Annotated in this window: 15 protein-coding genes; 2 read left to right on the top strand and 13 right to left on the bottom strand. The window is 70.9% G+C overall.

Annotation, left to right across the window (positions count from 1 at the left end):
- The first annotated feature begins 11 nt into the window (after window positions 1-11).
- Window positions 12-848, top strand: a complete 837-nt coding sequence (locus RIU97_RS28250; RefSeq protein ID WP_404962967.1) for an alpha/beta fold hydrolase — start codon at window positions 12-14, stop codon at window positions 846-848.
- Here the strand turns inward: RIU97_RS28250 and RIU97_RS28255 are convergent.
- From RIU97_RS28255 to RIU97_RS28270, 4 genes are all read right to left on the bottom strand, one after another.
- Entirely contained in the window at window positions 833-1,252 is a 420-nt protein-coding gene (locus RIU97_RS28255; RefSeq protein ID WP_404962968.1) for a CBS domain-containing protein, read from the bottom strand. The two genes, RIU97_RS28250 and RIU97_RS28255, sit on opposite strands and share 16 nt — an antisense overlap.
- Before the next feature lie 243 nt (window positions 1,253-1,495).
- Window positions 1,496-2,170: a DUF305 domain-containing protein gene (locus tag RIU97_RS28260; protein WP_404960395.1), complete on the bottom strand. Its 675-nt coding sequence runs from the start codon at window positions 2,168-2,170 to the stop codon at window positions 1,496-1,498.
- Window positions 2,167-2,868, bottom strand: a complete 702-nt coding sequence (locus RIU97_RS28265) for a DUF3105 domain-containing protein (protein WP_404960396.1) — start codon at window positions 2,866-2,868, stop codon at window positions 2,167-2,169. Before RIU97_RS28265 ends, RIU97_RS28260 begins: the two co-directional genes overlap by 4 nt.
- A 53-nt stretch (window positions 2,869-2,921) precedes the next feature.
- Window positions 2,922-3,341 carry a hypothetical protein gene (locus tag RIU97_RS28270; protein ID WP_404960397.1) on the bottom strand — a complete coding sequence of 140 codons (420 nt, stop codon included), beginning with the start codon at window positions 3,339-3,341 and terminating at the stop codon, window positions 2,922-2,924.
- Between the two features lie 172 nt (window positions 3,342-3,513).
- Between RIU97_RS28270 and RIU97_RS28275 the strand changes: the two genes are divergently transcribed.
- Window positions 3,514-4,875: a glutamine synthetase family protein gene (locus tag RIU97_RS28275; RefSeq protein WP_030717411.1), complete on the top strand. Its 1,362-nt coding sequence runs from the start codon at window positions 3,514-3,516 to the stop codon at window positions 4,873-4,875.
- A 75-nt stretch (window positions 4,876-4,950) separates the two neighbouring features.
- Here the strand turns inward: RIU97_RS28275 and RIU97_RS28280 are convergent, their stop codons facing one another.
- The 9 genes from RIU97_RS28280 to RIU97_RS28320 all read right to left on the bottom strand — a co-directional run bounded on the left by RIU97_RS28280 (window position 4,951) and on the right by RIU97_RS28320 (window position 13,244).
- The gene (locus tag RIU97_RS28280) at window positions 4,951-6,216 is read right to left on the bottom strand and encodes a tyrosine-type recombinase/integrase (protein WP_404960398.1); all 1,266 of its coding nucleotides are present in this window, start codon (window positions 6,214-6,216) and stop codon (window positions 4,951-4,953) included.
- Between the two features lie 70 nt (window positions 6,217-6,286).
- A complete protein-coding gene (locus RIU97_RS28285) occupies window positions 6,287-6,523 on the bottom strand; it encodes a helix-turn-helix domain-containing protein (RefSeq protein ID WP_404960399.1) in 237 nt (78 codons plus the stop codon).
- A gap of 446 nt (window positions 6,524-6,969) precedes the next feature.
- Window positions 6,970-8,445 (bottom strand): ATP-binding protein, encoded by a 1,476-nt coding sequence (locus RIU97_RS28290; protein ID WP_404962969.1) that lies wholly within the window; start codon window positions 8,443-8,445, stop codon window positions 6,970-6,972.
- A gap of 2 nt (window positions 8,446-8,447) precedes the next feature.
- Window positions 8,448-9,233, bottom strand: a complete 786-nt coding sequence (locus RIU97_RS28295; RefSeq protein WP_404962970.1) for a bifunctional DNA primase/polymerase — start codon at window positions 9,231-9,233, stop codon at window positions 8,448-8,450.
- A gap of 218 nt (window positions 9,234-9,451) precedes the next feature.
- A complete protein-coding gene (locus RIU97_RS28300; protein ID WP_404960400.1) occupies window positions 9,452-9,955 on the bottom strand; it encodes a hypothetical protein in 504 nt (167 codons plus the stop codon).
- Window positions 9,956-9,964: 9 nt separating this feature from the next.
- Window positions 9,965-10,402: a hypothetical protein gene (locus tag RIU97_RS28305; RefSeq protein WP_404960401.1), complete on the bottom strand. Its 438-nt coding sequence runs from the start codon at window positions 10,400-10,402 to the stop codon at window positions 9,965-9,967.
- A 9-nt stretch (window positions 10,403-10,411) separates the two neighbouring features.
- The gene (locus RIU97_RS28310; RefSeq protein ID WP_266838727.1) at window positions 10,412-10,606 is read right to left on the bottom strand and encodes a hypothetical protein; all 195 of its coding nucleotides are present in this window, start codon (window positions 10,604-10,606) and stop codon (window positions 10,412-10,414) included.
- Window positions 10,607-10,638: 32 nt separating this feature from the next.
- Window positions 10,639-10,890, bottom strand: a complete 252-nt coding sequence (locus tag RIU97_RS28315; RefSeq protein ID WP_404960402.1) for a hypothetical protein — start codon at window positions 10,888-10,890, stop codon at window positions 10,639-10,641.
- Window positions 10,891-11,030: 140 nt separating this feature from the next.
- The gene (locus RIU97_RS28320) at window positions 11,031-13,244 is read right to left on the bottom strand and encodes a cell division protein FtsK (RefSeq protein ID WP_404960403.1); all 2,214 of its coding nucleotides are present in this window, start codon (window positions 13,242-13,244) and stop codon (window positions 11,031-11,033) included.
- Between the last annotated feature and the right edge of the window lie 2 nt (window positions 13,245-13,246).

A 13,246-nucleotide genomic window follows, 5' to 3' on the forward strand; every position in this document is an offset into this window, starting at 1 on the left:
GCTTCGTCCGCGTGGACGGGGTGCCGCTGCATGTCGTCGTCGAGGGCCGGGGTCCCGTGTGCGTGCTCAGCGCCGGGCTCGCCATGGCCTGGTTCGACTGGGACCCGGTCGCCGAACCGCTCGCCGCCTCGGGCCGCACCGTCGTCCGCTTCGACCGGCCCGGCCACGGCCTCAGCGGCCCGGCCGCCGAGCCGCCGACCACCGCCGGGGAGGCCCACCGGATCGCCGGCCTGCTGGACGCGCTGGGGTTCACCGGCCCGGTCACCGTCGTCGGGCACTCGATCGCCGCGTTCCACGCCGAGGCCTTCGCCCGCCTGTACCCGCAGCGCACCGCCGCCCTGGTCCTCCTCGACGGCAGCGTCGAGGAGCACCCCCGTACGGTGCTGGCCGCCGCGCTGCGCACCGGCGCCGCCCGTGCGCTCGGCCGGGCGGTGACCGCCGCCGGGCTGCCGGCCGCGCTGGGGCCACTGGCCCGGCGCGCCACCGTACGGGCCTCCCGCACCGGCGGCCCCGACCCGGCCGCACGGGACCTCGTACGCCGCTGCTACCGCACCGGACGCGTCTGGCGCGGCGCCCTGCTGGAGAACTCCCGCTACCCGGACATGGCCGCCGAGCTGCTCGCCCTGCGCGGGACGCACCCGCTGGCCGCCCCCGCCACCGTCCTCGCCGGCCACGACGGCTCGGCCGGGCGCCGCGCCCTGCGCTGGCTGGCCCGCCAGGCAGACCTCGCCGACGTGCTGGGCGCCCGCTTCGAGGTCGCCGAGCCGGCCGGGCACCTGGTCATGCTCGACCGCCCGGACCAGGTGGCCCGGGCGGTCCGCGACGCCGGCGGTCAGCTCCTCGCGTAGACCTTCTCGGCCCAGCCCGCGATCTGCTCGTCGGAGAGGTGCTTGGCCAGGTCGGCCTCGCTGATCATGCCGACCAGCTTCTTGTTCCTGATCACCGGCAGCCGGCGGATCTGGTGGCTCTGCATCTCCTCCAGCACCTCGGAGACGTCCGCGCCCGCGTCGATCCAGCGCGGCGTGCCCCGGGCCATGTCACCGGCCGTGGTCTTCGACGGGTCGTGGCCCTTGGCCACGCAGCCGATCACGATGTCGCGGTCGGTCAGGATCCCGCAGAGCCGTTCCTCGGAGTCGCTGATGGGCAGTGCGCCCACGTTGAGCTCGCTCATCAGCTGGGCGGCCCGGTCCAGGGTCTCGGTGGCGGGGATCCACTGGGCCCCCTTGTGCATGATCTCTCCGGCGGTGGTCATCGCATCAACCTCCTGAGCGCCGTACGAGCGGCGGGGCGCGGCTGCGCCCGCCTCGGCGTCCCCCGCCCAGGGCTCTTCGTGCGACTCCACGCGCGGGAGCACACGCCCGTACGGGTGAGAGGGCGCCCTCCCACCACGGTACGGGCGTGCCCCGTCACCCGCGCGGTGCGTGTCCGTCACCCGCGCGGTGCGTGTCCGTCACCCGCGCGGCGCGTGTCCGTCACCCGCGCGGCGCGTGTCCCGTCACCCGCGCGGCGCAGCCCCGCGCTTCCCCAGCATGTCCGCCATCAGGGTGAGCTCCGAGCGCTGCGCGTCGACCATGCCCTGGGCCAGCGCCCGCTCGACCGGGGTCGCGCACTGCTGCGCACAGCCCTCGGCCATCGCGACGCCGCCCCTGTGGTGGTCGGTCATCAGCTGGAGGAAGAGCACCTCGGCGTCCCGCCCGGAGGCGGCTCCCAGCTGCTCCAGCTCTTCCTTGGTGGCCATGCCGGGCATCAGCGCACCGGGCTTGGCGGCGCCGTGGCCCGCATGGTCCCCGTGGCCTGCGGAAGTCCCCATCCACGACATCGGGGGCTCGTCGGCCACCACCTTCGGCAGCCCCCACAGGTCCAGCCAGCCGAGCAGCATGCCCCGCTGGTTGGCCTGGGTGTTGGCGATGTCGAAGGCGAGGGTGCGTACCGCCTCGTCCCCGGTGCGGTCCCGCACGATGAAGGACATCTCCACCGCCTGCTGGTGATGCACCGCCATGTCCCGGGCGAAGCCGGCGTCCGGGGAGTGGAGCCCCGGGGTGGCGGGCAGGGGGCGCGCCGCACCGGGATCGCCGTTCGCGGCGGCGACCGTGGCCGCCGCCGCGAACAGCAGTGCCAGCAGGACGGCCGTGCCCGCGACCCAGTACGTACGGGGGGTGCGGCCGGTCACTTGGCGGCCAGCCCGCTCGTGCAGGCCGCGCCCGGTTCGGGGGTCTGCTCGCCCTGCACGTACTTGGTGAAGAACTGCTTCACCCGCGGGTCGTCCGCCGTCTCCACGGTCAGCTGCTTGCCCCACGCGCTGAGCATGATCGCGCCGGTCTGCTCCTTGACCGGGCTCATCAGCGTGTACGGGGTCTTGCCGACGGTCGCGGCGAGCTTGTCCACGTCGGCCTTGGCGGCCTTCTCGTTGTACGTGACCCAGACGGCCCCGTGCTCCAGCGAGTGCACGGCGTTCACCTCGGGCAGCGGGTTCTTGTAGACGTCGCCGTTGCAGTTCATCCAGCGGGGGTGGTGGTCACCGCCGACCGGGGGATTCATCTCGTACTTCACCGGGGTCTCGACGTGGTTGCGGCCCAGCGTCTTCGCGTCCCAGAGCTGCTCGCCCTCGACGGGCTTCTTGCGGACCTCCTCGGCCTCCTTGCGGATCTGCTCCGCGGCCTCCTTCTTGCGCTGCTCGGTCTGCTTCTGGTCGATCAGCACCCAGGCGCCGAATCCGACCAGACCGGCGACGATGACCGTCGAGATCGTGATCGCGATGGCCTTGTTGCGCCGCTCCCGGGTCTTTTCGGCGCGGCGCATCTCGGCTATGCGCGCCTGGCGGGAGTGCGGGTCGGTGTTCTGGGGGGTCCTGCCGGACTTGCTGGCCATGTGCCCTGGTTCCTTCTGCTGAGGGGGGTGGGTGGAACGCAAAACCGGACCGGTCAGGTCCGCAGCACCTGGAGGGCATGCAGGTCGGGGGCGCGCGCGAGCGGCTCGGGCGGCCGGATCCGGCCCGCCCCGGAGGTCTCGGCGGCGGGCGGCGGCCCGCCGCCCGGCACGGTCACGGCGGGCGGCGGTACGGGCAGGACGCCCGGGGTCACGTGCGCGAGGGACGAGCAGCCGGGCAGGTCGTACGGGGACACGCAGACGGCGTGCGTCGTGCCGTGCGCCCCCGGCTCGGCCCGCGCCGCGCCCGCCTGGGCGCTTCCGTGCGACATGCGGGACTCGCCCGAGCGGGACGCACACAGGAACAGCGCGCCGGTCAGCACCCCGACCAGCGCGCCGAAGACCGCCAGGAGGAGGGCGCGCCGAAGCCCGGGACGTCCCCGACGCCCCGGCCGCACGCACTGCAGGCCCCCCATGGGCGCAGATGGTAATGCTCATGACCGCTCCGAGGTCAGTGCGGGGGTGCCGCGAGCTTTCCCGGGTGCGTAATGTGGCGGAAACCACCACTGGCGATACTGGGCCGGCCCGACTGTGCCCCGACCCACGAGGCGGTGGTGCACAGGCCGTCTGAACTGCGAGGATGAAGGCATGGACAAGCAGCAGGAATTCGTCCTCCGGACGCTTGAGGAGCGCGACATCCGCTTCGTGCGCCTGTGGTTCACCGACGTACTGGGCTTCCTCAAGTCCGTCGCGGTCGCGCCCGCGGAGCTGGAGCAGGCCTTCGACGAGGGGATCGGCTTCGACGGCTCCGCGATCGAGGGCTTCGCACGGGTCTACGAGTCCGACATGATCGCCAAGCCGGACCCGAGCACGTTCCAGATACTGCCGTGGCGCGCCGAGGCCCCCGGGACCGCCCGGATGTTCTGCGACATCCTCATGCCGGACGGCTCCCCGTCCTTCGCGGACCCGCGCTACGTCCTCAAGCGCATCCTGGCCAAGACCTCCGACCTGGGCTTCACCTTCTACACCCACCCGGAGATCGAGTTCTTCCTGCTGAAGGACAAGCCGCTGGACGGCACCCGCCCGGTCCCGGCCGACAACTCCGGCTACTTCGACCACACCCCGCAGAACGTGGGGATGGACTTCCGCCGCCAGGCGATCACCATGCTCGAATCGATGGGCATCTCGGTCGAGTTCAGCCACCACGAGGGCGCCCCCGGCCAGCAGGAGATCGACCTGCGCTACGCCGACGCCCTCTCCACGGCCGACAACATCATGACCTTCCGCCTGGTCATGAAGCAGGTCGCCCTCGAACAGGGCGTCCAGGCCACCTTCATGCCGAAGCCCTTCTCGGAGTACCCGGGCTCGGGCATGCACACCCACCTCTCCCTCTTCGAGGGCGACCGCAACGCCTTCTACGAGTCGGGCGCCGAGTACCAGCTCTCGAAGGTCGGCCGCTCCTTCATCGCGGGCCTGCTCAAGCACGCCGCCGAGACCGCCGCGGTCACCAACCAGTGGGTCAACTCCTACAAGCGCATCTGGGGCGGCTCCTCGCGCAGTGCCGGCGCGGGCGGCGAGGCCCCCTCGTACATCTGCTGGGGCCACAACAACCGCTCCGCCCTGATCCGCGTCCCGATGTACAAGCCGGGCAAGACGGGCTCCTCCCGCGTCGAGGTCCGCTCGATCGACTCCGGCGCCAACCCGTACCTCACCTACGCCGTCCTCCTCGCGGCCGGCCTCAAGGGCATCGAGGAGGGCTACGAACTCCCGGCGGGCGCCGACGACGACGTCTGGGCCCTCTCCGACGCCGAACGCCGCGCCATGGGCATCGAACCCCTCCCGCAGAACCTCGGCGAGGCCATCTCCCTGATGGAACGCAGCGAACTGGTCGCCGAAACCCTCGGCGAACACGTCTTCGACTTCTTCCTCCGCAACAAGAAGCAGGAGTGGGAGGAGTACCGCTCCGAGGTCACCGCCTTCGAACTCCGCAAGAACCTCCCGGTCCTGTAACCGCAGGTCAACGGCGGTACCTCAGTCACACGGCACCCCGGGCCGGCGGCACTCAGCCGCCGGCCCGGACCCGTTTCACCCCTCCTGGGCCGTCTGTGGGCCGTCAGCCGCCGGACCGGCGGCCCTGTAGATCTCGTCCACGGCCCGCAGCGTGCGCTCGTGGCTGCTAGGCATCAGGTGCGTGTAGACCCGGAGCGTGAAGCCGGGGTCGCCGTGCCCGAGGTACGTGCTCAAGGCCTTGATGTTCTCCCCCGAGTCCAGTAGGACGGACGCGTAGAAGTGCCGCAGCGCGTGCATCCCGTGCTCGCGCGCGGCCTGGTGGCGCTCGCCCGGCCGCGGCTCCGGGATGACGCCGGCCTGTACGAGGGCGAACTTCCACACGCGGGTGTTGAAGTCGGTGCGCCGCACCGCGCCTCCGCCCGGGAGGGAGAACAGCAGCCGCTTGGTGACGAGCGGCCCGTCCGGCTTCAGCCAGGGGAGCGTCACGTCCACCGGTGGGAACTCCTCGCGGTGCTCTCGCAGTACCTGCGCGATGCGGCGGGGGAGCGGCACATCCCGTTCCTTTTCCCGCTTGGGCGGACCGAAGACGAGGTGCCCGTTCGCCACCTTCACTTGATTGGCCACCCGGAGCCATTCACCGCGGAAGTCCTCGGGGTCGTCCGACAGGCCGAAGATCTCCCCCTGTCGGAGTCCCAGCCCCCCGCCGGCATCCGCCATCGCCCGGTACCGCTTCGGCAGCGCCGCCCGGACGGCGAAGAGCCGCTCGGGCGTCCAGGGCCTGACCCTCGGAGCCACCGGAGCGGGCGCCCTGACCGTACGGGCCTTACACGGGTTCTTCGCCAGCAACTCATCGTCTACCGCGGCGGCGAGGACGGCAGACACGCTCGCGAAGATGACGCGCCGGTACGAGGAGACCGGCAGGACCTGCTCCAGCTCGCTCAGCCAGTCACGGATGTGCTCCGGCCGGAAGGAGTCGAGGGGCCGCGTGCCGAGGTACGGGAACGCGTGCTTGCGGATCTGCACCTCGACAGACGATCGCGTCGTCATATCTGTCGTCAGCGACGCGAGCCACTTCTCTCCGTACTCCCGAAACGTGATCCGGCCGGCGGCGGGATCGATGTACTGCCCCCGGGACATATCCGCCTCGATGTGGGCCAGCCACTTCTCGGCGAGCCGCTTCTGCCTGTCGGGAAAGCTCTTCGACTTCTCCGTGCCGTCCGGTCCGATGAACCGGGCGCGGTAGCGCATGCCGCTTCCGTAGCGGTCGGTCTTGATCCGACGGGGCTTGCCGTCGGGTCCCTGCTCGGTCTTGAACCACCGGTCTTGGATGTGGCCTGCCACGTATGGGCCTTTCTGGGCAAGCGCCGAGGGCGGGCCCGGGTGGGCCCGCCCTCGGCGGTGGTGTGGTGGGTTAGGCGGCTTGGCTGATGTCCTTGCGCTTCTGCTCGGCGATCCAGTCGTAGAGATCGACAGGGTCGTAGCGGGTGTGCTTGCCGACGCGGAATCCGGGCGGGCCGGTCCGCTTCTTGCGCCACTGGTAGAGGGTCTCCACCGGGACGTCGAGGATCTCGGCAACGTCTTCGGGGTTGAGGTAACGGTCGGGGAGTCCGCCGCGCGGGATGGCGCGGGGGGCAGTCTCGGCGGGCATTGCTCCTCCGGCGGGTGTGTGTCCGAGGTCCGGATTCCTGCGTCATCGCGTCGTCTGGGTCATCAGTCGTTCTGACCTGCGGTTTTCGATGACGTGGCAGCTGGTCTGTGTGTCACCGGCCTGCGTCATCGTCACCGGGGTGACGCGGGCCGGTGACGCGGGTGACGCGTGATGACGCAGCCGTTGGCTGTCTGCGTCACCGGTGTAGCCGCAGGTCACAAGCCGTTTGGACCCTGGTTGTGACGTGGGTGACGCAGCGTCTCTTCTCTTAGGAAAAAGAGAGGGGTGGTGTCTGTAGTGGTGCGGTGCATCTTCGAGCGTGAAGAGGGAGCCGCTGCGCGGCACGTCCCTTGCAGCGGCGGCAAGCCGCCGGAACAGCAAGAGGAGCACGCACCCCCGGGTGGCGGGTGCTCTTCTTGCTTGAACGCCGACGGTCGCGGCGGCGGTCAGAACGCCGCTTGCTGCTGGCTGGGCGGTGGGGTGGCCGGTCGGGTCATCTCGATGTAGCGGGCGGTACTGGTGCGGCCCCAGTCGACGAGGACGCCGCGTGCGGAGAGGGTGGGCTGGAGCCGCTTGAGGCGGTCGGACAGGACCTTGCCGGTGGTGGGCCACCCTTTGGGCAGGGTGCGGAAGTCGTCGCCGGTGTAGAGCTGTGTGAGGGCGTGCAGCCACTCGGTCGAGGTCATCCGCACCTCCTCGCCCGGGTCGAGGCCGGCGGCGTGCTTGAGGACGGTCTGTGCGAGGAGGTCGCCTTCGATGACGTCATCGTTGAGGTCGTCGAGGCTGGCCCGGTAGGCGCCCAGTGCGCAGAGGCCGGTGGCGGTGTCGAGCTGGGCGCAGAGGTGGGCGAAATCCGCCATCCGCAGGTCAGTGGGAATCTCGGCCTCGGTCGCCCGCACCTTGACAGCGAGGTCCAGCAGCGAGCCGAGGATGACCGGCAGCACCTGCGCGTACTCCGCCCACAACTCCGCCTCCGTGCGCCGTACGCGGGGCCGCTCCAGACGGAGAGGCAGGAGGCGTTCGGCGAGGTCGGGGCGGATGACGCCGACGTCGATGCCGGTGAGGAGGAGGGGGCGGCGGTAGCGGGAGCGGACGACGTCGCCGTCGGTGAACAGGGCTCGTTTGATGCTCTCGGCGCCGGTGACGATGCAGCACATCAGGTCGGAGAGGTCCGGGGGCAGGTGAGAGAGGTTGTCGAGCGCGGTGACCCAGCCTGCTGCGACGGCCGTGATCAGGTTCTCTTCGTCCTTCGGGGCACGGCGCAGGTCGCCGGTCATGCCTTCGATGATCCGGACGAGCATCCGGCCGCCGGTGGACTTGCCGGCGCCCTGGGGGCCGGTGAGGAACGGTGCGGGGACGGGTACGGACGGTTCCAGGCAGCCGATCAGCCACGCCACGGCGAGGCATTCGCTTTCGGCGTTGGCGAAGTTGCACAGCCTCAGCAGGGCGTCGATGCCTTTGCCGTCGGTGTCCTTTTCGGGGAGGGGGAGTTCGCCGGTGAGCTGGGTGCGCCGCCAGCACACTTCTCGGGGGTCGGGGGTGAGGATGTCCCAGCCGGTGAGGTGGATGCGTACGGACTGGCCGTCGTCGCGGCCGAGGTCGAGCCAGGTCGCTCCGTCGAATCCGGGGGCCACGCGGATGTGGGTGGCTTGTACGTCCTGGCTGAGTGCGAGTGCTTCGATTAAGTCCAGGGCCTCCTTGAGGGCGGAGCCGTTGAAGGAGCCTTTGCCGTCGTTGTAGAGGCCGACCATCAGTTCCTGACGGTGGCTACCGGTCGTGCCCTGCGAGCGGATCGGCCGGGCGACGGGGTGCCCGTTCTTCTGTGCGTAGACGGTGCCTTCGGTGGTTCGGAAGTACCGGAAGTGCGCCTGCGCGTAGTCCGTGATGATCTGGCGTGCCGGGGTCTTGTCCTCGTCGGTCACGGTCACATCCCGAGCGTGGTGCGGGCGTTGGTCCAGGCGTCCTCGCAGTGCCGCAGCGACTCGCCTTTCTCCTGCGCGGCGGCGAACAGGCGGCCGATGTGGCCGTCGGTGAGGCAGCCGCACCGGCCGTGCGCGGACAGCACGGCGAGGAACATCCGAAACACGGTCCTGTGAATGCAGTCCGAGGCCTCCTCGATCCGCTGCTCCGCCATGGCGATGCCGCGTTCCAGGTAGGCGGGCGAGCGGTGGGGGCACTGCCCACCCCCGGCCGGCGCCGAGACGGCGGTGGCGCCCGATACAGGTCGGGCCGCTGTGGGCTCCTTCGCAGCGAGCGCGCGCACGGCATCGGGCAGCAGCGCCATGGTGCCGGTGCCGGGGCCGAGCCACCGGGCGTAGGACATGACCGACTTGATGTCCACGCCAGGCCGGACGCCGTTGCGGGAGGTCATGGAACCTCGGTAGATCCAGTGCTCCCCGCGGGTGCTGGCCACGGTCCGCGTGGCGGGCAGGCGCTGCCGGGCCCAGGCGATCGCGTCGGCGTTGTCGAGGTCAACCACGGTGACCTCGGCGCCACCGGGGTGGTAGGCGACGGCCGCGGCCTGCCGCCAGGCCGCGGCCCAGGCGGCAGAGGTAAGGATGTGCGGGTCGGTGGTGGCGGCGGCCCAGGCGTGGCAGGGCGCCGCACACGCGCACGGGCCGGGGGTCTTCATGTTCGGTCGGCCCCCGCAGATGTTCTTCTGGCAGGCGCGGCAGTTGCCCATGGGGCCCTTGTCCTCCCGCAGCGGCATCACGGGCAGGCCCCGTTCGGCGAGCGAGAGAGCTGTGGGCAGGTGCCGGGGCGCCGTGGGGCGGCCGTCCAGGTTGAGACGTAAGGGGAGCTCCTTGGCCCGGTGTGCAACGGGCTTGAGGTGGGTCATGCTTGGTGTCTCCTGTCTGTCTTCGGACGGGGAGGGAGAACCGCGGCGGCGGGCGACCTTGGTGGGGAGTCCCGCCGCCGCGGGCGGAGTTACTGGTGTCGGATCCAGCAGGCGTATTCCTGGCGGGCGTAGTTGCGGGGCTCGCGGATGCTGTCCGGGTGGTCCGGGGTGTATGGGCCGTCGGCGTAGCCGCTGGGGCCGAGGCCGGCGGGGTCGTCGATGGCCATCAGGCGCCGGGCCGCTTCGACGGCGAGCGTGGCGGCGTCGCTCTGAGGGTCGTTGTCCGTGAGGGCGATCCGGTCCAGGAGTGCGGCCTTGCGGAGCCAGAACTCTCGGACCTGGATGCCGTGCAGGCAGTCCCGGACTCCGCTGGCGGTCCATCCGATCTCGCTGATGATGCTCGGCGCGGTGGCGTAGGCGACCTCGGGCGCCGGCCAGCGGCTGGGCTGTTCCTCGGCGGTGAGGTAGAGGCGGACGCGGTCGCCCTCCCGGGTGGGGTGCTGACGTACCGGCCCGGTCTTGAAGGTTGCGGACAGTGCCTTGGCGATGCCGTTGGCTTCGGTCGGGGTGCAGATGACGCGGATCTCGAACACGTCTGCTCCTCAGCAGTGGAAGTTGTTGCGCTTGAAAACGGCCCGTCGGATGTTGACGACCGTTCCGCGGTCGCGGCCGTGGTGGGTGCCGAGAACCTGGATGGCGATGAAGCCGCCGGAGACGACCGCGGAGAGGATGACGAGCTGCTGGATGAGCGCGGCAACGGCGGCGATGAAGGTGGTCAGGAGCATCAGGCCGCCGCATGCGGTGGCGAAGCCGATCCCGCCGAGTGCAATGTTCACCGCGAGCGGGCTGATGGCCGGGCGCGGCCGGTGCGGCTCGGGCTCCTTGACGGGGGTGAGGGCGTAGCCGGTGATGAGGCGGCCGTCGGGGAGCTGCACGGTTTGGACGTCGGGCAGGGACGGCGGCTGGAAGGGGACGACCGGCGCGGTGGGCTGGGTGAGCGGGATCGGGTTGTGGACGTGTGTGGGCTTCTGGTCGGTCACGGCTGGCTCCTAGTCGGCGAGGTCGGTGAGTGCCTGGGCGGTGGACTTCACGACGTTGGCGATGGGCTCGTACGCGCCGGTGCCGGCGGCGAAGAAGCCGAAGAGGAACAGGACGATGGCGGCTCCGGCGCCCGCGGCCTTGGTCTTGAGCGCGAAGAAGGACGCGGCGCCGAAGAGGAGCACGGCGGAGATGGTGAAGGTCATCGGGACAGCTCCGGTCTCGTTGGCGGGACGGATCAGCGGGTGCCGGCGCGGTAGGTGCGGGCGGCGCGGTTGTACAGCCAGCGGCCGAGCCGGATGCGCTTGCCGTGGCCGTCGCAGCGGCGGCAGTGCTTACCGCGCTTGAGGCGGCCCTTGCGGTCGGTGGTGAGTGCGAAGCCGAAGCCGCGACACGTGCGGCAGGTCCCGAACGGCGAGGCCGCGCACAAGCCGCTGTAACCGAACGTGATGGTGAGCAGGCATGTGATAGCGAACAGGGCAGGGGTCATGAAGGGCCCTCCCAGGCTGGTTTCAGGGTTTCCGCAGGTGGGTTGCTATGCACTAGCTCCCTGATCAAATGCGGTGTGGGGTGCTAGCGGGGGTGCTACCGGTAGCGGGTGTGCGTGCTACCGGTAGCACCCATTCGGAGCTATGCGGCGCCGGGCTTTTCGCTACGCTCCGCAATCGTCTTGGCGACGTCGGCGCGGAGGATGCCACGGCGGGTGGTGCGGTTACCGTTGTCGCTGATGCCGGCGACGTCGCGGGTCCTGATGTTGTGGGGCTTGAGGGCGCTGGTGACGTTCTCGCCCTTCCAGCCGCCGTAGATCTCGGGCCGCAGTTCGGCGAGGCGGGCGGCGATCCGCTCGTTCCACACGCGTTCCTCGGCCGCCGGGACCACGGCGAGGACGTCGGCGAGGAGGTCGTAGGAGGGTCCGGTGACCTGCTCCGGGCTCTCGCCGAGGGCGTGACCGGTCAGGCGCCCGGCGTCCTTCCGGACCTGGCGGGCCCGGCCGGCGATGGTCTCGGCGCCGGGGGCGTCGACGTAGGTGGAGGCGACGATCCGGGCGTCGGCCCCTTCACCCATGAAGTAGTGGATGCCCTTGTCGCCCCAGGCGAACATCGTCGCGCGGACTCCGCGCTTGTACGAGGAGGTGCCGAGGACCATGTCGTTCTCGGTCTGGCCCATGACCTTCAGGCACCAGCGTGCCGAGGCGTTTGCGGAGATCCCGGTGGGCAGGGACTTGGCGTCCGGGCGCTGGGTGGCCAGGAGCAGCACGATGCCGGTGGCCGGGCCGCGCTTGACCAGGTCGGTGGCGATTTCCTCGAATTCCTTGCCGTGCTCGGGGTGCTCGAAAAGGACCTGGCATTCGTCCACCCCGATCACGATGGGGTGCAGGCCGAGGGACTGCTTGTCCGCGAGGAGGCTGGTGACCTTGTTCTCCGGGCAGATGTCCCGCGGCAGGGAGCGGATCACCTTCACCCTGCGCCGCAGTTCTTCCCGCAGTTCGCGGAAGTCGGCGAGCGTGTAGGAGATGGACTCGTCGTCGTCGCCTGCGGCATGTCGGTGGGATACGGCGTTGCCGACTGGGTCGAGGTCGCCGGTGCCCTTCATGTCGTACGTGTGCAGTTCCGCCCGCGGGTCCAGCGCGGCGATCAGCAGGAGCAGGCGGAGCAGGAAGGTCTTGCCCATGCGCGGGATCGCGCCGATCACCCCGGCGATGTACATGAGGGTGACGTGGACCCAGCGTCCGCGCTGGTCGGTGCCGTAGGCGACGGGCTGGAACAGGTCCACCACGCCGCTGACCAGCAGCGGCCACTTTGGCTTGGTCGCCTTGGTCATGTCCTGGTCTCCCACCCAAAGGACCATGTGGCCGGTGTGTTCGTCGGGTACGGCCTCGGGCCACACGCACCCGAGCGGCCGGCGCAGGCCGGAAGCGAGCTTGTCGCGGCGCTCGATCACGTCCGTCACGGTCACCCCGTACGGGAGGTCGCCCTCGGCACGCCACCCGGGGCCGTCGCGGGTGATGGGCGCGGTGAAGGTGAAACCGTCCCTGCCCTTCGCCTGAGCCTGGGAGATGGGAGCGATACCCAGGGCGCCGAGGGCTCGCAGGACGATGTCCGAGGTGAGCTTGGGCGCCTTGGTGACCTCTACCGCGCGGTGGACGACCGGGGCGTCCGCGTGGCCGCCGGCCGCGCCGAGCGCGAGGAGCACCGTGCCGAGGGAGATCGCCTGGAGCCAGCCGGGCGCCAGGACGTACAGCGCAAGCGCAGCGCCGAGGCCGACCACGGTGGCGAGCGCGGCGACCAGGGTACGGAGGCGGACGCGGCCGTCGCGCTGGCGGGACAGCTTCAGGTACTCGCCGACGTCCTCGCGCCGGACGGCGGCCAGTCGGACCGGTTCACCCTCGCGGTCGGCCACCCACCGCAGGCTCCCGCCCACAAACCTGGCGGCGCCGCGCGGGGCTTGGAGCGCGAGGCGCCCGGCGTAGACCGGGGAGCGGAGGGCGTGGTACCCGGCGAGGTGCGCGTAGTGCCCGGTGACCCAGCGGGCCGCGGTCTTCAGTTCCGTGGTCGACTGCAGCCAGGCCGGGACGATCGCCCGCCGCTTCGCCCCGGCCAGTCGGCCGAGGTATCCGGGGCCGGGGACGTCCGGCCCGTCGACCAACCGGCGGGCCGACGGGTCGTCCGACCCGTCGTGGTCGGCGTCGGCCACCGAGTCGGGGGCGGTGCCGGTGATGGAGTCGGGCGACTCGGCGCGGGCGGAGCGTGCCTTGCCGAGGTCGACGACGTCGGCGCCGAGATCGGCGGCCATGTCGGCTTCGAGTCGGGAGAAGAGTTCGTTCTCGTCGTCGGGGTGCTTCACTG

It is taken from the genome of Streptomyces sp. 147326 (assembly GCF_045000215.1).
Classification (GTDB): Bacteria; Actinomycetota; Actinomycetes; order Streptomycetales; family Streptomycetaceae; genus Streptomyces.

Bases quoted from the DNA above. Each gene is read 5' to 3' on its own strand.
- RIU97_RS28265 (WP_404960396.1), bottom strand. From the start codon at position 2,868: ATGGCCAGCAAGTCCGGCAGGACCCCCCAGAACACCGACCCGCACTCC.
- RIU97_RS28275 (WP_030717411.1), top strand. From the start codon at position 3,514: ATGGACAAGCAGCAGGAATTCGTCCTCCGGACGCTTGAGGAGCGCGAC.
- RIU97_RS28285 (WP_404960399.1), bottom strand. From the start codon at position 6,523: ATGCCCGCCGAGACTGCCCCCCGCGCCATCCCGCGCGGCGGACTCCCC.
- RIU97_RS28315 (WP_404960402.1), bottom strand. From the start codon at position 10,890: ATGACCCCTGCCCTGTTCGCTATCACATGCCTGCTCACCATCACGTTC.
- RIU97_RS28255 (WP_404962968.1), bottom strand. From the start codon at position 1,252: ATGACCACCGCCGGAGAGATCATGCACAAGGGGGCCCAGTGGATCCCC.
- RIU97_RS28270 (WP_404960397.1), bottom strand. From the start codon at position 3,341: ATGGGGGGCCTGCAGTGCGTGCGGCCGGGGCGTCGGGGACGTCCCGGG.
- RIU97_RS28295 (WP_404962970.1), bottom strand. From the start codon at position 9,233: ATGCCGCTGCGGGAGGACAAGGGCCCCATGGGCAACTGCCGCGCCTGC.
- RIU97_RS28310 (WP_266838727.1), bottom strand. From the start codon at position 10,606: ATGACCTTCACCATCTCCGCCGTGCTCCTCTTCGGCGCCGCGTCCTTC.